Source organism: Prauserella endophytica, assembly GCF_005146945.1.
In the GTDB taxonomy this organism is placed as follows: Bacteria; Actinomycetota; Actinomycetes; order Mycobacteriales; family Pseudonocardiaceae; genus Prauserella_A; species Prauserella_A endophytica.
The window spans coordinates 309,582-327,940 of record NZ_SWMS01000004.1 but is presented as its reverse complement, the minus strand read 5'-3'; the positions used below and the strand labels follow the sequence as shown (position 1 = coordinate 327,940).

General features: G+C 70.1%; 15 protein-coding genes. 7 read left to right on the top strand and 8 right to left on the bottom strand.

Annotated features, from left to right (window positions below; genetic code table 11):
* Positions 1-13 precede the first annotated feature (13 nt).
* From serA to FCN18_RS10680, 5 genes are all read right to left on the bottom strand, one after another.
* Positions 14-1,609 carry a phosphoglycerate dehydrogenase gene (gene serA, locus FCN18_RS10700; protein WP_112271801.1) on the bottom strand — a complete coding sequence of 532 codons (1,596 nt, stop codon included), beginning with the start codon at positions 1,607-1,609 and terminating at the stop codon, positions 14-16.
* 241 nt (positions 1,610-1,850) lie between these two features.
* On the bottom strand, positions 1,851-2,111 hold the full coding sequence (locus FCN18_RS10695; RefSeq protein WP_112271800.1) for a DUF397 domain-containing protein: 261 nt from the start codon (positions 2,109-2,111) through the stop codon (positions 1,851-1,853).
* Positions 2,112-2,233: 122 nt separating this feature from the next.
* On the bottom strand, positions 2,234-3,247 hold the full coding sequence (gene ilvC / locus FCN18_RS10690) for a ketol-acid reductoisomerase (protein ID WP_112271798.1): 1,014 nt from the start codon (positions 3,245-3,247) through the stop codon (positions 2,234-2,236).
* A gap of 79 nt (positions 3,248-3,326) precedes the next feature.
* Positions 3,327-3,833, bottom strand: a complete 507-nt coding sequence (ilvN, locus tag FCN18_RS10685) for an acetolactate synthase small subunit (RefSeq protein ID WP_110342136.1) — start codon at positions 3,831-3,833, stop codon at positions 3,327-3,329.
* A 99-nt stretch (positions 3,834-3,932) separates the two neighbouring features.
* On the bottom strand, positions 3,933-5,792 hold the full coding sequence (locus FCN18_RS10680; protein ID WP_112271796.1) for an acetolactate synthase large subunit: 1,860 nt from the start codon (positions 5,790-5,792) through the stop codon (positions 3,933-3,935).
* 293 nt (positions 5,793-6,085) lie between these two features.
* Between FCN18_RS10680 and FCN18_RS10675 the strand changes: the two genes are divergently transcribed.
* Both FCN18_RS10675 and ilvD read left to right on the top strand, forming a co-directional pair.
* On the top strand, positions 6,086-6,601 hold the full coding sequence (locus FCN18_RS10675; RefSeq protein ID WP_137094729.1) for a PH domain-containing protein: 516 nt from the start codon (positions 6,086-6,088) through the stop codon (positions 6,599-6,601).
* Positions 6,602-6,651: 50 nt separating this feature from the next.
* Complete coding sequence (gene ilvD, locus FCN18_RS10670) at positions 6,652-8,496, top strand: dihydroxy-acid dehydratase (protein WP_112271792.1); 1,845 nt, start codon at positions 6,652-6,654, stop codon at positions 8,494-8,496.
* A gap of 105 nt (positions 8,497-8,601) precedes the next feature.
* Here ilvD and FCN18_RS10665 read toward each other — a convergent pair whose 3' ends face one another.
* A complete protein-coding gene (locus FCN18_RS10665; RefSeq protein WP_112271790.1) occupies positions 8,602-9,258 on the bottom strand; it encodes a DoxX family protein in 657 nt (218 codons plus the stop codon).
* A 156-nt stretch (positions 9,259-9,414) separates the two neighbouring features.
* Between FCN18_RS10665 and FCN18_RS10660 the strand changes: the two genes are divergently transcribed.
* Genes FCN18_RS10660 through FCN18_RS10645 form a run of 4 tightly spaced genes read left to right on the top strand, consistent with a single transcriptional unit; the run spans position 9,415 to position 15,213 of the window.
* A complete protein-coding gene (locus FCN18_RS10660) occupies positions 9,415-9,765 on the top strand; it encodes a type VII secretion target (protein WP_112271788.1) in 351 nt (116 codons plus the stop codon).
* Positions 9,765-14,246: a DUF6531 domain-containing protein gene (locus FCN18_RS10655; RefSeq protein WP_137094727.1), complete on the top strand. Its 4,482-nt coding sequence runs from the start codon at positions 9,765-9,767 to the stop codon at positions 14,244-14,246. The genes FCN18_RS10660 and FCN18_RS10655 overlap by 1 nt, the downstream gene beginning before the upstream one ends.
* Positions 14,247-14,270: 24 nt before the next feature.
* Positions 14,271-14,708, top strand: coding sequence for a hypothetical protein (locus FCN18_RS10650; protein WP_228713840.1), 438 nt, complete (start codon positions 14,271-14,273; stop codon positions 14,706-14,708).
* Between the two features lie 19 nt (positions 14,709-14,727).
* Positions 14,728-15,213: a PspA/IM30 family protein gene (locus FCN18_RS10645; protein WP_112271784.1), complete on the top strand. Its 486-nt coding sequence runs from the start codon at positions 14,728-14,730 to the stop codon at positions 15,211-15,213.
* A 323-nt stretch (positions 15,214-15,536) separates the two neighbouring features.
* Here the strand turns inward: FCN18_RS10645 and FCN18_RS10640 are convergent, their stop codons facing one another.
* Positions 15,537-16,451, bottom strand: a complete 915-nt coding sequence (locus tag FCN18_RS10640) for a 2-hydroxyacid dehydrogenase (protein ID WP_170200532.1) — start codon at positions 16,449-16,451, stop codon at positions 15,537-15,539.
* Between the two features lie 76 nt (positions 16,452-16,527).
* On the opposite strand from FCN18_RS10640, the gene FCN18_RS10635 reads away from it, so the two are divergent.
* Complete coding sequence (locus FCN18_RS10635) at positions 16,528-17,715, top strand: PQQ-dependent sugar dehydrogenase (RefSeq protein ID WP_112272095.1); 1,188 nt, start codon at positions 16,528-16,530, stop codon at positions 17,713-17,715.
* A gap of 131 nt (positions 17,716-17,846) precedes the next feature.
* Here the strand turns inward: FCN18_RS10635 and FCN18_RS10630 are convergent, their stop codons facing one another.
* Positions 17,847-18,356 carry a hypothetical protein gene (locus tag FCN18_RS10630; protein ID WP_113644140.1) on the bottom strand — a complete coding sequence of 170 codons (510 nt, stop codon included), beginning with the start codon at positions 18,354-18,356 and terminating at the stop codon, positions 17,847-17,849.
* Positions 18,357-18,359: the final 3 nt, after the last annotated feature.

Below are 18,359 nucleotides of genomic sequence, written 5' to 3'. Positions count from 1 at the left end.
GCGCGAGGGCGCCTCAGGCGAAGGTGATCGCGCGGATCATGCGGGCGTCGACGCTCGCGCCGATCGGGTCGAGCAGGTGGGCGTCCACCGGGCGGTCGACACGCAGCAGCATCACCGCGTCGGAGCGGTCCGTGGTCTGGCTGATCTGCGCGGCCTCGATGTTGATGCCGGCCTCGCCGAGCAGGGTGCCGACGCGGCCCATGATCCCCGGACGGTCCGGGTACTCGAGCAGCAGCATGTTGCCCTCGGCACGGATGTCGAAGTGCCTGCCGTTGACCTCGATGAGCTTCTCGACCTCGTCCTTGCCGGTGACCGCGCCCGACACCGTGTGCACGGTGCCGTCCGCGTGCACGGCACGCACGGTGAGCTGGCTGCGGTAGTTGGTGCTCTCCGGCTCGGTCGTCACGCTCACCTGCACGCCGAGCTCCTCGGCGAGGCGAGGCGCGTTGACGAAGGTGACCTGGTTCTCGACCACACCCGAGAACACCCCGCGCAGCGCCGCGAGCTGCAGCACGCTGACGTCCTCGCCCGACAGCTCACCGCTGGCGACCACCGCGACCGAGGAGGGCGCCTTCGCGCTGAACGCCGAGAGCACCGTGCCGAGCTTCTGCGCGAGCCCGAGGTAAGGGCGGACCTCCTCGGTGACCTTTCCGCCCGCGACGTTCACCGCGTCCGGCACGAAGTCACCACGCAGGGCGAGCAGCGTCGAGCGCGCGACGTCGGTGCCCGCGCGGTCCTGCGCCTCGGCGGTGGAGGCGCCGAGGTGCGGGGTCACCACGACGTTGGGGAGGTCGAACAGCGGGCTGGAGGTGGTGGGCTCGCTGGCGAACACGTCGATGCCCGCGCCGCCGACGTGACCGTCGCGGACCGCGTTCGCGAGCGCCTCCTCGTCGACGAGCCCGCCGCGGGCGGCGTTGACGATCAGCACGCCCTTCTTGGTCTTCGCGAGCGCGGCGGCGTCGATGAGGCCCTTGGTCTCCGGCGTCTTGGGCAGGTGGATGGAGATCGCGTCGGCGCGGGCGAGCAGCTCGTCGAGCGAGACGAGCTCGACGCCGAGCTGCGCGGCGCGGGCGGGCGAGGTGTACGGGTCGTAGGCGATCAGCCGCGTGTCGAACGCGGCGAGCCGCTGCGCGACGAGCTGGCCGATCTTGCCGAAGCCCACCACGCCGATGGTCTTGCCGTTGAGCTCGATGCCGGTGTAGGAGCTGCGCTTCCACTCGCCACCGCGCAGGCTCTGGTCCGCGGCGGGCACGCGGCGGGCGACCGCGAGCAGCAGCGCCACGGCGTGCTCGGCGGCGGAGACGATGTTGGAGGTGGGCGCGTTGACCACGAGCACCCCGCGCTCGGTGGCGGCGGGCACGTCGACGTTGTCCAGCCCGACCCCGGCGCGCGCGACGACCTTGAGCCTGCTGGAGGCGCCCAGCACCTCGGCGTCGACCTTGGTCGCGGATCGGACGAGCAGCGCGTCGGCGTTCTTCACCGCGTCCAGCAGCGCGGGGCGGTCGGTGCCGTCCACGTGCCGGACCTCGACCTCGTCCCCGAATACGCTCACCGCGGACGGTGCGAGCTTCTCGGCGAGGAGAACGACGGGCTGGCTGGAATTGGTCACGATGCGCCTTTCGTAGCTCGGTTCGGTGTCGCAGACGCGCTCGGGGGCACGGCGCTGTGCCGGGGCGCCCGCAGTTTAGCTCCAGGCGTTAACGTGGCGGACATCCGTCCACAACGCAAGATGCGGGCGCGAACGGAGCGTTCACGGCGCTTCCGCCCCGTCCCGACCCGTGCCGGGGCCTGCCGAGCGCGACCGTCCGGTGCCGGGCCGTCGAGGGTCAACGGCGTTCACCCACCGCGCCTCACGCGGGCCGGTCGAACTCCCCGTCGCGCACACCGGCGAGGAACGCGTCCCATTCGGACGGTGTGAAGACGAGAACGACGCCGCCGGGGTCGGACGACTGACGCAAGGCGACATAAGTGACACCGTCCGTGTGCGGCACGAAGGTGTACTCGACCGTGTCGCCCTCCGGCTGGACCCGGTGCCATTCGGCGTCGCTCAGATCCAGCGCCCCCCGAAGATCGGCCTTGTCGTCGACGATGGCCGAGGAATCCTTGCTCATGGCCGCCACGGTAAGCCAAGACGAGAAAGCCCCCAAGGCCACCTTCGGTGCATTGAGCGCGCCCACTGCGCGTCGCCCGTGTTGACCAAAAGCGGCCTTGGGGACCGTGAAAAATCCTCGCGTCAGGCGGTCTCGGTGATCGGCCGGTCCACCCAGGACATGAGGTCGCGCAGCTTCTTGCCGGTCTCCTCGATCGGGTGCTGCTCGCCGGCTTCCTGCAGCTTGCGGAAGTTCGGCCGGTTCGCCTCGTCCTCGGCGACCCACTCGCGGGCGAAGGTGCCGTCCTGGATCTCGGCGAGAATCGCCTTCATGTTCTCCTTGACCTCCGGAGTGATCACCCGGGGGCCGCGGGTGAGGTCGCCGTACTCCGCGGTGTCGGAGATGGAATACCTCATCCGGGCGATACCGCCCTCGTACATGAGGTCGACGATGAGCTTCAGCTCGTGCAGCACCTCGAAGTAGGCGATCTCCGGCGCGTAGCCCGCCTCGGTGAGCACCTCGAAGCCGGTCTGCACGAGCGCGGAGGCGCCACCGCAGAGCACCGACTGCTCCCCGAACAGGTCGGTCTCGGTCTCCTCCTTGAACGTCGTCTTGATGACGCCGGCCCGCGCACCACCGATGGCGGCCGCGTAGGAGAGCGCGAGCGCCTGCCCGTTGCCGCTCGGGTCCTGCTCCACCGCGATCAGGCAGGGCACGCCCTTGCCGTCGACGAACTGCCTGCGCACGAGGTGACCGGGGCCCTTGGGGGCCACCATCGCGACGTCCACATTGGCCGGCGGCTTGATCAGCTCGTAGCGGATGTTGAAGCCGTGGCCGAAGAACAGCGCGTCGCCGTCCTTCAGGTTCGGCTCGATGTCCTCGGCGTAGATCGTGCGCTGCTTGGTGTCCGGCGCGAGGATCATGATCACGTCGGCTTCCTTCGAAGCCTCGGCGGGCGTGAGGACGCGCAGGCCCTCCTCCTCGGCCTTGGCCCGCGACTTCGACCCCTCGGGCAGACCGATGCGGACGTCGACGCCCGAGTCACGCAGGCTCAGGGCGTGGGCGTGACCCTGGCTGCCGTAACCGATGACGGCGACCTTGCGGCCCTGGATGATGCTGAGGTCGGCGTCGTCGTCGTAGAAGATTTCGACTGACATGAGGGGTGGTACTTCCTTTCCGGATAAAACAGTGGCGCGGAGCGCCTCGTTCGGAGCGGTGGTCGGGCGAGGGCTGGTCTTAACGAGTGGAGGTCGCGGTGATGGACCGGGCGCCGCGGCCGACCGCGACCATGCCCGACTGCACCAGCTCACGCACACCGTACGGCTCCAGCATGCGCAGGAGCGCACCGATCTTGTCGCTGGTCCCGGTGGCCTCGATGGTGAGCGCCTCCGGTGAGACGTCGACGACCTTGGCGCGGAACAGCTGCACGGTCTCCAGGACCTGACTACGCACCGTGGCGTCGGCCCTGACCTTCACGAGCAGTAGTTCTCGCTGCACCGAGCTGGCCGGGTCGAGCTCCACGATCTTGATGACGTTGACGAGCTTGTTGAGCTGCTTGGTCACCTGTTCGAGCGGTAGCTCTTCGACGGCGACCACGATCGTCATCCGGGACACCTCGGGATTCTCCGTGGGGCCCACGGCGAGGGACTCGATGTTGAAGCCCCTGCGGGAGAACAGGCCGGACACGCGGGCGAGCACGCCGGGGACGTTCTCGACCAGAACGCTGAGCGTGTGGTTACTCATGAGCGTTTTGCTCCCTTCGTTCCTCAGTCCGCGAAAACGCCCATGAGGCACGACCACGCTGTGCTGCTCGGAGCGCTTCCTCCCTCCGGTCGTCAGCGCTCACTGGGACACCTCGTCGTCGTCGAAAAGGGGCCGGATGCCGCGTGCGGCCATGATCTCGTCGTTGCCGGTGCCCGCCGCGACCATCGGCCACACCTGGGCATCCTTGCCGACGACGAAGTCGATCACCACGGGCCGGTCGTTGATCTCCATGGCCCTGCGGATCACGTCGTCGACCTCCTCCTTCGTCTCGCAGCGCAGGCCCGCGCAGCCCAGCGCCTCGGCGAGGAGGGTGAAATCGGGGATGCGGTGCTTGTGGGTGCCGAGGTCGGTGTTCGAGTAGCGCTCGGCGTAGAAGAGATTCTGCCACTGGCGGACCATGCCGAGGTTGCCGTTGTTGATCACCGCGACCTTGATCGGCGCGCCCTCGATGGCGCACGTGGCCAGCTCCTGGTTGGTCATCTGGAAGCAGCCGTCACCGTCGATCGCCCACACCTGCTTGCCGGGTGCGCCGAACTGCGCGCCCATCGCGGCGGGCACCGCGAAGCCCATCGTGCCGAGCCCGCCCGAGTTGATCCACGTCCTCGGGTTCTCGTACTTGATGAACTGCGCCGCCCACATCTGGTGCTGGCCGACGCCCGCCGCGTAGATCGCGTCAGGGCCGACGATCTCGCCGATGCGCTCGATGACGTACTGCGGCGAGAGCGTGCCGTCCGCGGGCCACTCGTAGCCCGCGGGGAACGTGTCACGCCAGGCGTCCACCTGCGTCCACCACGGCGTGAGGTCGGCCTTGCCGTCGCGCTCGGTCTCGGCCTTCACGGCCGCGATCAGCTCGCCGATGATCTCGGCGCAGTCACCCACGATCGGCACGTCGGCCTTGCGGTTCTTCGAGATCTCCGCCGGGTCGATGTCGGCGTGCACCACCGCGGCGTCGGGCGCGAAGGAGGACAGCTGACCGGTCACGCGGTCGTCGAACCGGGCACCCAGCGCCACCAGCAGGTCGGCTCGCTGCATCGCCGCGACCGCGGCCACGGAGCCGTGCATGCCCGGCATGCCGAGGTGCTGCCGGTGCGAGTCGGGAAAGGCGCCCCTAGCCATCAGCGTGGTCACCACGGGGATACCGGTCAGCTCGGCCAGCTCGCGCAGCTGCTCGGAGGCCTGCGCCTTGAGCACGCCGCCGCCCACGTAGAGCACCGGCCTGCGGGCCTGCGTGATCAGCCGGGCCGCCTCGCGCACCTGCTTGCCGTGCGGGCGCAGCGTGGGCCGGTACCCGGGCAGGTGCAGCTCGGGCGGCCACGAGAACGAGGTGGCCTCCTGGAGCACGTCCTTCGGGATGTCCACCAGGACCGGGCCGGGACGTCCGGAGCTCGCCAGGTGGAACGCCTCGGCGATGACCCTCGGGATGTCCACGGGGTCGGTGACGAGGAAGTTGTGCTTGGTGATCGGCATCGTGATGCCGCAGATGTCGGCTTCCTGGAAGGCGTCGGTGCCGATCAGCGCACGCGTCTGCTGGCCCGTGATGGCCACGACGGGCACGGAGTCCATGTTGGCGTCGGCCAGCGGCGTGACGAGGTTCGTGGCGCCCGGTCCCGACGTCGCCATGCACACGCCGACCTTGCCGGTCGCCTGTGCGTAGCCGGTGGCCGCGTGGCCCGCGCCCTGCTCGTGGCGGACGAGGACGTGCCGCACCTTCGTGGAGTCGAGAAGTGGGTCGTACGCAGGCAGGATGGTGCCGCCCGGAATACCGAACACCACCTCGACGCCGACCGCCTCGAGTGACCTGACCAGCGACTGCGCCCCGGTCACCCTGACGGGTGTCCCTGCGGGCGGCGCCGGCTTCGGCCGTGCTCCTGATTGACTCGACGACGCCGGGGCCGTTGGCCCGGCGTTCGTTTCCGATCGCGAGGTCGCGCTTGTCATCGGTTCTGCCTCGTGGGTTCTCGGTGCTGGTGGGCTCTTCTATTGTTCCGGGCACTAAAAAACCCTCGCCGACCATATGGCCGTACGAGGGTCGCGCGTCGACGCAGAATTGCTTCCTAAGCGTCGACGCGCTTGGGAAGTACGAGACCGATCTGCGGTGTCACGCCGAGGACGTTAATCGCTGCGTGTCAACAGTGTCAACTCTGCGGGATGGTGATTCCGAATACTGGACACTCCTACAGTTGGCCTCCCCCGCTTTCCGCGCGCGAGGCCGTTGGGTGCACCATCGAGGGGTGGCAGACGAACCGCGTGAGCAGCAGACACCGCAGGCCGAGGGCAGGCGCGCGGTCTTCCGGGTGCCGCCGACGGCACTGCTCACCATCCCGATCCTGTTGTTCTGTGTGACCCCGGCCGCGTTCGCGGCCCCGGGCCTGCAGGCGCTGTACATCCTGCCGATCGCCGTCATCGTGCTGGTCGCCGGCTACCGCACCACCGCGACCCGGCAGGGGCTCGCCGTCCGGTCTCTCTTCCAGACGCGCGAGCTGGCCTGGAGCGACCTCAAGGGCCTCGCCATCACGCCGAAGTCGAAGGTGCAGGCGGTGCTGAACGACGGCACCAAGGTCGCGCTGCCGAGCGTGCGGACCCGCCACATCCCGGTGCTGTCCCTCGTCAGCGAGGGCACGATCGCCGACCCGTCCGGAGTGCTGGACCAGCCGGAGAAACCGGAGAAAGAGGAGCCCGCGACCGAGGCCAGGGAGAAGGCCGGGGAGACGGTCGAGGAGGCCCCTGCTCCGGCCGAGAAGCAGTAGTTCGCCGCCACCACGTGGGACGGTGATCGGCCGGGCGTAACCTGAGCGTCATGCCTGCTCTGCGTTCCCGTACCACGACTCATGGCCGCAACGCCGCGGGGGCCCGCTCCCTCTGGCGGGCGACCGGCATGACCGACAGCGACTTCGGCAAGCCGATCGTCGCGATCGCCAACTCCTACACCCAGTTCGTGCCGGGGCACGTGCACCTGAAGGACCTCGGCGACATCGTGGCCGAGGCCGTGAAGGAGGCCGGCGGCGTCGCGCGCGAGTTCCACACCATCGCGGTCGACGACGGCATCGCGATGGGCCACAGCGGCATGCTCTACTCACTGCCCTCGCGTGAGATCATCGCCGACTCGGTCGAGTACATGGTCAACGCGCACCAGGCCGACGCGCTCGTGTGCATCTCCAACTGCGACAAGATCACGCCGGGGATGCTCAACGCCGCGATGCGGCTCAACATCCCCACCGTGTTCGTGTCGGGCGGTCCGATGGAGGCCGGCAAGGCGGTGGTGCTCGACGGCGTCGCGCACCCGTCGAGCGACCTGATCACCGCGATCTCGGCCTCGGCCAACGCGTCCGTCGACGAGGAGGGCCTGGCCGCCGTCGAACGGTCCGCGTGCCCGACCTGCGGGTCGTGCTCCGGCATGTTCACGGCGAACTCCATGAACTGCCTGACCGAGGCGCTCGGTCTCTCGCTGCCCGGCAACGGCTCGACGCTGGCCACGCACGCGGCGCGGCGCGAGCTGTTCTCCAACGCGGGCCGCACCGTGGTGGAGATCGCGAAGCGCTGGTACGGCGAGGACGACGAGAGCGTGCTGCCGCGCTCGATCGCGAACCGCAAGGCGTTCGAGAACGCCATGGCGCTGGACATGGCGATGGGCGGCTCCACCAACACGGTGCTGCACATCCTCGCCGCCGCGCAGGAGGGCGAGATCGACTTCACGATCGCCGACATCGACGCGATCGGCAGGCGGGTGCCGTGCCTGGCCAAGGTGGCGCCGAACTCCGACTACCACATGGAGGACGTGCACAGGGCAGGCGGAATCCCGGCCATCCTCGGCGAGCTGTACCGCGCTGGGCTGCTGAACACCGACGTGCACGCCGTGCACTCGCCCTCGCTGAAGCAGTGGCTGTCCACGTGGGACATCCGGTCGGAGTCGCCCTCGGCCGAGGCCGTCGAGCTGTTCCACGCCGCTCCGGGCGGAGTGCGCACCACGGAGGCGTTCTCGACGTCGAACCGGTGGTCCTCGTTGGACACCGACGCGGAGCAGGGCTGCGTGCGCGACATCGCCCACGCCTACACGGTCGACGGCGGGCTCGCCGTGCTGCGCGGCAACCTCGCCGAGAACGGCGCGGTGATCAAGTCAGCGGGCATCGACGAGGAGCTGTGGCGCTTCGAGGGTCCCGCGCGCGTGGTGGAGAGCCAGGAGGAGGCCGTGTCGGCCATCCTCGGCAAGCACGTTCTGCCCGGCGACGTGCTCGTGGTGCGCTACGAGGGGCCCGCTGGCGGACCCGGCATGCAGGAGATGCTGCACCCGACGGCGTTCCTCAAGGGCGCGGGCCTCGGCAAGGTGTGCGCGCTGATCACGGACGGCCGGTTCTCGGGCGGATCCTCCGGCATCTCGGTGGGGCACATCTCGCCGGAGGCCGCGGCGGGCGGCGTGATCGGGCTCGTCCAGGACGGTGACCGGATCCTGATCGACGTCCACGAGCGGAAACTGGAACTGCTGGTGGACGAGGCGGTGCTCGCCGAGCGCAGGGCGAAGATGGAGGCCAGCGAGCGGCCGTGGCAGCCCGTGGAGCGGCAGCGCCCGGTCACCGCGGCGCTGCGCGCCTACGCCCGCATGGCCACCTCGGCCGACACCGGCGCCGTCCGCGACCCGAACAAGTAACGCACCGTAACGCCCCAGACGGGAGCAAGGGAGCTTTGCTACCGGAAAACGGTAGTAAAGCTCCCTTGCTCGCTTTCGGGACCGGCGGGGACGGGGCTGAACGGGTTAACGGAAGAGCAGGATCACCACGACGGACGCGGCAGCGGCGAGCAGGAGGCCGAGCAGCGCGTACGGCAGCGGCTTGCGCCGCCACGGGGTGTGCACGTCGATCGCCGCCCTGCCGGAGCCGGTGAAGAGCAGCGCGAACGCCGTACCGGCCAGCAGCAGCTCGTACTCGAAGCCGCTGCCGTCATCGGTGAAGAACCGGCCGCCCGCGACGTACTTGGCATAGATGATGTTCGCGGTGACGCCGAGGATCGCCGCGGCGCCGAGCGGCGTGAACAGGCCCAGCACCAGCAGGGCACCACCGCCGACCTCGGCGATCGCCGTGAGCCACGACAGCAGCGTCGTCTGGCTCGTGTACCCGAAGTTCGACAGCGCGTCCGCGAACCCCCCGATTCCCGGACCGTCGAACAGGCCGAACTTCTGCAGGCCGTGGGCGATCATCGTGCCGCCGAGCAACAGGCGCAGGATGAGCAGGCCGAAGTCCAGCCCGCCGTGCCAGCGGTTGCGGTCCTCGCTCGCGTCGTCGGTGTCGTCGATCTCCGGCGCCAGGCTCGTGGTCTGCCCGTACCCGCCGTCAGCGGAGAACCCGCTGTTGTCGTACTGGCCGGCGCTGATCCGCGTCGTCGGGGGGTCGAGCTCGTCGTCCTGAGTACTCATGCGCGGGCAGAGTAGAGCATCGTCGCCGATTCCGCGTGAAGCGTTCGCGAATTTCACGGAACAACCCGCCAAGTGGCCACTTCCTCGTGCCCGAGGAACGACACGGCGCTACGTTGCGTCGAAGCGGCGGTTTCAGAATTCGACTGGGGGTGTGACATGTCCGGTGGCGGGCATCAGGTGGAGACCGGCGAGTTGCGGGGGTACGCGGGCCTGCTGGACCGGCAGGCCCGGCACTTCACGGCGATCGAGCAGCACGCCAGGGACAAGGGCGGCGACACCAGCGGCTACACGGGCCTGCTGGCACTGCTCGCGCCGGTCGTCACCGGAGTCGTGAGCCTGTACGCGGAGACCCTGCGGTTCGCCAACGAAAAGCTCACCGAGGTGCGGGAGAACCTGGAGACCGCGGCCGACCAGTACGACGCGCGGGATGCCGACAACCGCTCCGAGATGGACCGGCTCGGCGGCAACCTCGACGCGGTCTCCCAGCCGACGGTCGGGGGTGCGTGATGCCCGGCTACGCGGACGTGGAGGACCCCGGCGCGCTGCTCGCGCAGGATCCCGGCCTGGAGGGCGGATCCAGCATCGAGGACGCCATCGCCGACGCCGGGTTCCAGGTGCAGGCGGTCAACTGGGTGTGGGAGAAGGTGGTCGGCGAGGACCTGGTCTCGTCGATCATCACGCCGATCACCGGCGACTTCGAGCAGATCGCGAAGGGCGCGGCACAGTGGAACAACGTGCGCGACGCGCTGCAGGCTGTGCGCAACAACCTCAACGGCGGTCTGGAGGAGCTTCGGCCCTCGTGGTCCGGTGAGGCGGCGGACGCCTTCTACGACCTGATCGGCACCACGTGGACGCTGGGCATCGAGGCGGACGCGCAGGCGGCGAAGCTGATCGGAATCGCGCTGTCGAAGGTCGCGGACGGCTCGAAGCGGGCGTGCGACCAGATCCTGTCGCTGATCGAGAAGCTGGTGAACAAGCTCATCGAGGCGGCGGCGATGCTGCCCATCCCGGTGGTGGGTTGGGGCCGCGCGGTGAAGCTCGTCTACGACGGGATCCAGCTCTACAACGCGATCATGAACCTCATCCAGGGGATCCAGCAGATCATCGAGGGCGCCCAGCAGGTGATCCAGGGCATCATCGGTGTCGGCACGGCGCTGTCGAAGCTGGGCAGCGCCAACAGCGTGAACGACCTGCTGAACGTCGCCAACGAGGCCGGTCAGGGCATCGCCGACGTCCGGGAAGGCGCGTCGTCCGTGCGGGACGGCGCCACGCAGGCGTCGAGCGCGGTCTCCGACGCGCGCACGTCGGCCTCGAGCGCGGCGGACAACGCCCGCGGCCTCGCCGACGAACGCGCGAGTGCCCGCACGGACTCCAGCGCCACCTCCGGCACGGACACCAGCGGAACCACGGGCACCACGAACGGCACGGACAGCGGTACCGGCAACCGTCCGCCCGCGGACGGTCAGAGCGATTCGCGCCCGTCCGACCCCGAGCAGACGAGGACGCCCGAGGACTTCCGGGTGTGCGAGAACGACCCGGTCGACATCGCCAGCGGTGAGGTCGTGCTCGGTCAGACCGACGTCCAGCTGCCCGGCGTGCTACCGCTGATCATCAAGCGCACCCACATCTCGTCCTACCGGGCCGGCCGGACTTTCGGCCCGAACTGGGCGTCCACGCTCGACCAGCGCCTCGAGTTCGACCGGGACGGCGTGGTGTTCGTCGCCGAGGACGGCATGATCCTCACGTACCCGCGACCCGCCGTCGGCGAGCGGGTGCTGCCGCACACCGGTCCACAGTGGCCGCTCGAAGCGACCGGGAACGGCTTCACGGTCACGCCGCGCGGTCCGGGTCGTGTCCTGCACTTCGCCACGGCACGCTCGGCCACGCTGGCGCTCACCGCCGTGGTCGACCGCAACGGGAACCGCATCGAGATCGTCCGTGACGACACCGGCGGCGTCACGGACATCCGGCACAGCGGCGGCTACCACATCGCGGTGACGACGGAGTCCGGACGAGCCACCGAGTTGCGGTTGCGCGCCCCGAACACCGCCGACGTCCCCCTGATGCGATACGGCTACGACGAGCAGGGCCTGCTGACGGACGTGGTGAACTCGTCCGGCAGGCCGTTGCGCTTCGCCTACGACGGCGAAGGCCGACTGACACAGTGGACGGACCGCAACGGCGAGTGGTACCGCTACCTCTACGACTCCGAAGGCCGGTGCATCGCCAACCAAGGCTCCGGAGGTTTCCTCAACGGCACCTTCGCCTACGACCGCGGCAGCCGGACCACGAGGTTCACCGACGCACTCGGGCACACGACCACGTACCGGCTGAACGAGCGGAACAACGTGACAGCCCGGACGAACCCGCTCGGCCACACCACCACGTCCGAATGGGACGACCACGATCGGCTGCTGTCCCGCACGGACCCGCTCGGCCGCACGACCACCTACTCCTACGACGCCGACGGCAACCTGACCACGATCACGAGGGCCGACGGCTCCCAGGCGCACGCCGAGTACAACGAGCTCGGCCAGCCGACGACGGTCGTCGATCCGGACGGCGCCACGTGGCGCAACGAGTACGACGAGCGGGGCAACCTCGTCGCTGTCACAGGACCGGACGGAGCGACGAGGCAGCACACGTACAACGAACAGGGCCATCTGATCAGGACCGTCGACGAGGCGGGTGGCACGCGGACCGTCCGGACGAACGCCGCCGGGCTCCCCCTCGTCGTCACGGACCCGATGGGCGCCGCGCTCCAGCACATCCGCGATCAGTTCGGGAGGATCGCCGAAACGATCGACCCTGTGGGCGGCCGCAACCGCTTCAACTGGAGCATCGAGGGCAAGGTGCTCGCCCGCACCGACGCGGGCGGGGCGATCGAGAGCTGGCGCTACGACGGCGAGGGCAACAACGTCGAGTACGTCGACGCGCTCGGGCAGGCGACGCGGTTCCAGACCACGCATTTCGACCTGCCGAAGCGCCAGACCCTGCCCGACGGTTCCTGGGTGGAGTTCGGCTACGACGCCAACCTGCGGACCACGAGCGTCACGACCTCCAGCGGACTCGTCTGGCGCTACGAGTACGACGGCGCGGGCAACCTGGTCGAGGAGACCGACTTCGACGGCAGGACGCTCTCCTACGAGTACGACGCCGCGAACCAGCTGACCTCCCGCACCAACGGCGCTGGCGAGGTGACCCGCTTCACCTACGACGTGCTCGGCAACGTCCAGCGGCGTGACGCCGAGGGGTCGGTGTCCCGCTTCGAGTTCGACCCGGCCGGACGCCTGGTCCGGGCGGCGAACGACGACGCCGACGTCGTCATCGAACGTGACCCGGCGGGCCGGGTGGTGGCCGAGACCGTGAACGGCAGGACCATCAGCTACGGCTACGACGCGGCGGGCAGGCGGACCATGCGCCGCACCCCCACCGGCAGTGTGGCAACGTGGCGCTACGACGCGAACCACCGGCCCGTCGAACTCCGCACCGCGGGGCGCACCATCACGTTCGGCTACGACCCCGCGGGGCGGGAGACCGAGCGCATCGTCGACGACACGACGGTGCTCGCCCAGTCGTGGGAGCCCGGTTACCGGCTTGCGGCGCAGACCATCTCGGCGGTCGCCCCGGCGCCGGCGCCCGCCGGGGGCCGAGCCGCACGGGTCATCCAGGAGCGGAAGTTCCACTACCGCGCCGACGGTCAGGTCACCGCCGTCGACGACCGGCTCACGGGCACGCGCCGCTTCGACTTCGATCCTGTCGGCCGCATCACCGGTGTCGCCGCGGCAAGGTGGCGTGAGCGCTACGCCTACGACGCGCTCGGCAACATCGTGGACGCCGCGTTGCCGGGTGCCGACACCTCCGGTCCCCGTCGTCACACCGGCACCCTGGTTCAGGAGGCAGGCAACGTCAGCTACCGCTACGACGCACAGGGCCGCCTGGTCAGCCAGCAGAAGAAACGGCTCTCGCGCAAACCCGGCACCTGGCGTTACTCCTGGAACGCCGAGGATCGGCTCGTGGGCGTGGTGACCCCGGACGGCACGCGCTGGCGCTACCGGTACGACCCGCTCGGGCGCCGCGTCGCCAAGGAGCGACTCGACGCCGACGGCGCGGTCGCCGAACGGATCGACTTCACGTGGGACGGCACCGTGCTCGCGGAACAGACCGGCTCCGACGGCTCGGCGACCGCCTGGGACTGGGCTCCGGGCTCCTTCCGGCCACTCACCCAGATCGCCAGATCGCGCGCGAGCGCCGCGGCCCAGGAATGGATCGACGAGCGCTTCTACTCGATCGTCACCGACATCGCGGGCACGCCGACCGAGCTCGTCGGCTCCGACGGAGCGCTGGCATGGCACTCGGCCGGTTCGGTCTGGGGAGACGCGCTCACCCGCGTCGCGGGCAGTGCCGAGACGCCCTTGCGGTTCCCCGGCCAGTACCACGACCCCGAAAGCGGGCTGAACTACAACTTCCAGCGTCACTACGACCCCGAGACGGGCCGCTACGTCAGCAACGACCCGCTGGGGCTGGCGCCCGCGATCAACCCGAGCGGGTACGTCCGAAACCCCACGGTCTGGCTCGATCCGTGGGGGCTCGCGGCCTGCAACACCTACCACAACACTCGCCAGGAGGCCCTGGACGCCGCCTACGACCGGGCGGGCATCCCGCGCGGCACCGAGCCCGACGCCGTCTGGGAGGTCGGCAACGACCACAACCGCTACGGCGAGCAGAACTACCGGCACTCCGAGGACCTCGGCACCCACGGCCGGTACATGCAGTTCGAAACCGAGAACGGATCGCGGGTCATCGCCGAGCACACCAGCGACCCGAACGCACCCGGACCGCATTTCCACGCCGGGCAACCCAAGATCGACCCGACCCGGGAGGCCGTGGACTTCGGTTGGAGCGACCAGCCGAACAGCCAGATCGAGCGATACAGCCAGATCGGTGGAAGTCACCACATCTTCTACGGTGTGGCTCCGCCATCCTGATCAACGGCGATGATGGAGAGTCGAATGGACCAACGCGAACGCACCGAGATACTCGAGGCAGCGGGCTTCACGGTGCTCGGCGAAGCAGCGGACGTGCACGGCACGACGCCCGAGGCGGCCACGCGATCGGTCGCCAACCTGGCCGTCCGGCCACAGATCCGCGTCGACGCGGAGGCGGACGACAGCGTGGGCAGAACGGAGCAGGCCTGGCGCGACAACGCCGAGGCCGTCGGCCTGCTCGCCGAGGACGGGTCGTGCTACGTGTGCATCACGGGACCGGGGGCCTTCGAGCTGCCGTGGGCACTGGTCCGACCTCCCTCGCGGCCGGGATTCCTTTCCGGGCTGCTGGAGCGCGCGGGCTCGATCGACGTCGTGAGCATCGCGGCGAGCGGCTCCCCCGTGGTGGGGCTCTTCGAGGAAGAGGACGAGAACTGGATCATCAACGTGGAGCTCCCGCGTTGACCACGAGAGGCACATCGCGATGACCAACCCCGACTGGTGGCAGACGCCCCAGATCCGCGAGGCCATGGCCAAGCTGGAGGAGGCCGAGGTGGGTCTCGACCAGACCATCGCCGACGCCAAACAGCTGGAGCGGCAGGTCCCCCAGACAGGACTGTCGCAACAGGACATCGAGCAGATCGAGGAGCACGCCCGCGGCAAGAACGCGCCGAGGGAGCTGCGCGAGCTGCAGGAGCGCATCGACCGCGGTGACCTGTCCTGGAACGACATCGCGGCTGGGCGCTTCCTCGACGACCCGCAGGTGCGCAGCGCACTGGAGGGCGGCGTCGAGGGCATGCGCCAGGCGTACACGATGATCCAGGAGGGCCACGAGCTCGACGACATCATCGAGCCGGGCGGCCCGCCGATCGCCACCGACACCCCGCCGCGAGAGCCTCGCCCGTCGCGGCCTGGTGGCGATCCGGAGGACGACGACTACTTCGGCGGCTCGATCATGAAGCGCGACTGACCCGACGAGCCTCGCCGCCGGCCGCAGTGAAGGCCACCTTCACTGCGGCCGGGTCGAACGCAGCGGCGCGGCGCGCCTCCGTTTGGGTGGTGGTGGGAGACGGGTGAGCGCAGGCATGGTGGCCTTCACTGCGGCCGGGTCGAACGCAGCGGCGCGGCGCGCCTCCGTTTGGGTGGTGGTGGGAGACGGGTGAGCGCAGGCATGGTGGCCTTCACTGCGGCCGGGTCGAACGCAGCGGCGCGGCGCGCCTCCGTTCGGGTGGTGGTGGGAGACGGGTGAGCGCAGGCATGGTGGCCTTCACTGCGGCCGATCGACGCGGACGCTCAGTACTCGCCGTGCACGAGGTTGTCGGGCAACTCACCCTGCACGTAGCGCTCGATCTCCGCCACCGCCACCGCGTAGGACCGCCGTCGCGCGCCGCTCACCGATCCCGCCACGTGCGGCGTGATCAACACTCCCGGCACCGTCCACAGCGGATGGTCGCCGGGCAGCGGTTCCGGGTCGGTGACGTCGAGCGCGGCCCGCAGCCTGCCCGCCTTGAGCTCCGCCAGCAGCGCCTGGGTGTCCACCACCTGGCCTCGCGCCGCGTTCACCAGTATCGCGCCGTCGGGCATCGCAGCGAGGAACGCCGCGTCGACCATGCCCCGTGTGCGCGAGGTCAGCGGCACCAGTAGCACCACCACATCGGCGTCGGGCAGCAGTTCCGGCAGCTCATCGACGCCGTGCACGCCCTCCCTCGCGGAAAGGCCGACCATCGTGACCCGCGCGTCGAACGGCTCCAGCCTGCGGCGCAACGCGCCACCCACGTCGCCGGCACCGACCACGAGCACCCGCTTGCCCTGCAGGCTGTCTGTGCTCCTCGGTGCCCACGCGCGCTCGCCGCGCGCCTCGGCGAACGCGTCCAGCTCGCGGTACATCGACAGCAACGCCGCCACCGCCCATTCGGCCGTCGCCCCGCTGTGGGCGCCCCGGCAGGTGGCGAGCAGCACACCGTCGGGCAGCACGTTCACCCAGGTCTCGGCACCCGCGCTGAGCAGCTGGATCAACCGCAGTCTCGGCAACCCGGCAAGCAGCGACTCCGCGCGCTGGGCCGCGCCGGGCCCGGGAATCAGCACCTCCGCGTCGGCCGCCTCGGGTGGCAGCGGCTTGCCGGAGTCGTAGCGGACCGGCCGCACACCGTCGACCTCCGCGAGGGCCCGCATACCGTCGTCGTCGGGTACCAGCACCGTGATCGTCACAGGACCCATCGTGGCGCATCGCTCCCGACCCGCTTACTCGCGGTTCACGGTGGGCCGCCTAGTCTCGGGGACTGTGCTGATCCGGCCCCGGAGAAGGTCGTGGCCGCTGGCCCTGCTGGCCGGCGGCGCGTTGTTGCTGTCCGGCTGTGCCGAGTTCGACGACAGCGCGGCGGGCGAGAACTGGCAGCCCGCGCCCGAGCTGACCCCTGAGGCGGGCCCTCAGCCCGAGCTGCCCGAGGCGGGCACCCCTGCCGTACCCAGCGGTCCCCCGACGTCACAGACCCCCATTCCGCCCCCGGACGGCTGCAAGGACTTCGACAAGGCCGTGATCGCGACGTGCCTGGACACCGTGTCGGCGGTCGCTGCGCTGCCCACGGACGGCTCCACCATCGGCGCGCTGGCCGCCGAGCGCAAGAGCGGCCGCGTGTTCCTCGTCGGCGCCGATGCGGAGAAGTCCGAGTTCGCGAAGCTCGACGTGGTCGCCGCCGGCGACGGCGGGCTGACCGGGCTCGCGCTGTCGCCGACCTACGGCGAGGACGGGCTCGTGTTCGCCTACATCACCACGCCGACCGACAACCGGGTGGTCCGTTTCGCCGAGGGCCAGCCGCCGAAACCGGTGCTCACCGGCATCCCGAAGGGCCAGACCGGCAACCGCGGCGCATTGCTCACCGACGGCAACGGCTCCCTGCTCGTCGCCACGGGCGACGCGGGCAACCCCGCCTCGGCGGCCGATTCCAGCTCCCTCGCGGGCAAGGTCCTGCGGATCACCCCGGCCGGCCTGCCCGCCGAGGACAACCCGAGGCCGGACTCCCCCGTGCTGGCGAGCGGACTGCACAACCCCGGTGGGATGTGCAAGACCACCGACGGCTCCCGGCTGTGGGTCACCGACCAGGGCCCCGACAAGGACGCGCTGTACCGCATCCAGCCCGGCAGCGACCTGAGCGTGCCCGCGTGGACATGGCCCGACCGCCCCGGCGTCACGGGCTGCACCGACTGGACCGACGTGCTCGCAGTCGCCACCTCGACCGGCGCCAACGTGCAGAACCTGCCGCTCACCGAGGACGGTTCGGTCGGCGGAAAACCGCAGGTCACGATGGACGGAAACAACGGGACCAGCTACGGCAAGCTCGGGGCGCTCGACCCCGTGACGCCCGACGTCGCGGTGGCGGGCACGATCAACAAGGACGGCGGCACGCCGGTGTCCAGCGACGACCGCGTGGTGCTGGTGGTCCGCCAGCCCGCCTCCGGCTCCGGCCGCGACTAGGCGCACCCCACATGCAGTGAAGGCCACCTTCACTGCGTGGAATCAGACACAGCGGCGCGCAGCGCCTCCGGTTGGGTGGTGGTGGGAGACGGGTGGGCGCAGTGAAGGTGGCCTTCACTGCGGTCGGGGGGCTAACGGGTTCGGGGGAGTTTCCGGGGTCGGCGGGACTCGGCGCGGGCCTCGCGCAGGTCCAGGATCGCCGCCACCAGCGAGGCGAGCACCGCGAGCGCGGCCAGCCAGCGGCCGAGCCCGGCGTCCACCGACACGCCGCTCTCGGCGAGCAGCGCGCGTTCCTCGCCGCCGAACTGCCAGTCGATGAGCACCCAGCCGAGCACGAACGACACGAGCGCGACCGCCGAGGCGACCAGCCACAGGTGCGGCAGCCCGCCGGTACGCGCCGAGGGCACCCGGCCGAACGCCGCGACGGCGAGCCCGGCGAGCAGGAGCAGCAGCGGCGGGAACCAGGCGAAGAACGTCGAGTTCCACGCCGAGCGAGACACGTCGCCGCCCGGCAGCGACGACAGCGCAGCCTGCACCTCGGGGTTGTCCGCGCTGAGCACGGTCCACGGCAGGAACAACGTGACGAGCGCGAGCAGCCCGGCACCGAGGCCGAGCCACTCGCGCCAGGTGACGCGGGACAACAA

Coding starts and splice junctions, on each gene's coding strand:
- FCN18_RS10660 (WP_112271788.1), top strand. CDS start 9,415: ATGTCCGGTGGCGGGCATCAGGTGGAGACCGGCGAGTTGCGGGGGTAC.
- FCN18_RS10695 (WP_112271800.1), bottom strand. CDS start 2,111: ATGAGCAAGGATTCCTCGGCCATCGTCGACGACAAGGCCGATCTTCGG.
- ilvD (WP_112271792.1), top strand. CDS start 6,652: ATGCCTGCTCTGCGTTCCCGTACCACGACTCATGGCCGCAACGCCGCG.
- ilvN (WP_110342136.1), bottom strand. CDS start 3,833: ATGAGTAACCACACGCTCAGCGTTCTGGTCGAGAACGTCCCCGGCGTG.
- FCN18_RS10650 (WP_228713840.1), top strand. CDS start 14,271: ATGGACCAACGCGAACGCACCGAGATACTCGAGGCAGCGGGCTTCACG.
- FCN18_RS10680 (WP_112271796.1), bottom strand. CDS start 5,792: ATGACAAGCGCGACCTCGCGATCGGAAACGAACGCCGGGCCAACGGCC.
- FCN18_RS10665 (WP_112271790.1), bottom strand. CDS start 9,258: ATGAGTACTCAGGACGACGAGCTCGACCCCCCGACGACGCGGATCAGC.
- FCN18_RS10655 (WP_137094727.1), top strand. CDS start 9,765: ATGCCCGGCTACGCGGACGTGGAGGACCCCGGCGCGCTGCTCGCGCAG.
- FCN18_RS10645 (WP_112271784.1), top strand. CDS start 14,728: ATGACCAACCCCGACTGGTGGCAGACGCCCCAGATCCGCGAGGCCATG.
- ilvC (WP_112271798.1), bottom strand. CDS start 3,247: ATGTCAGTCGAAATCTTCTACGACGACGACGCCGACCTCAGCATCATC.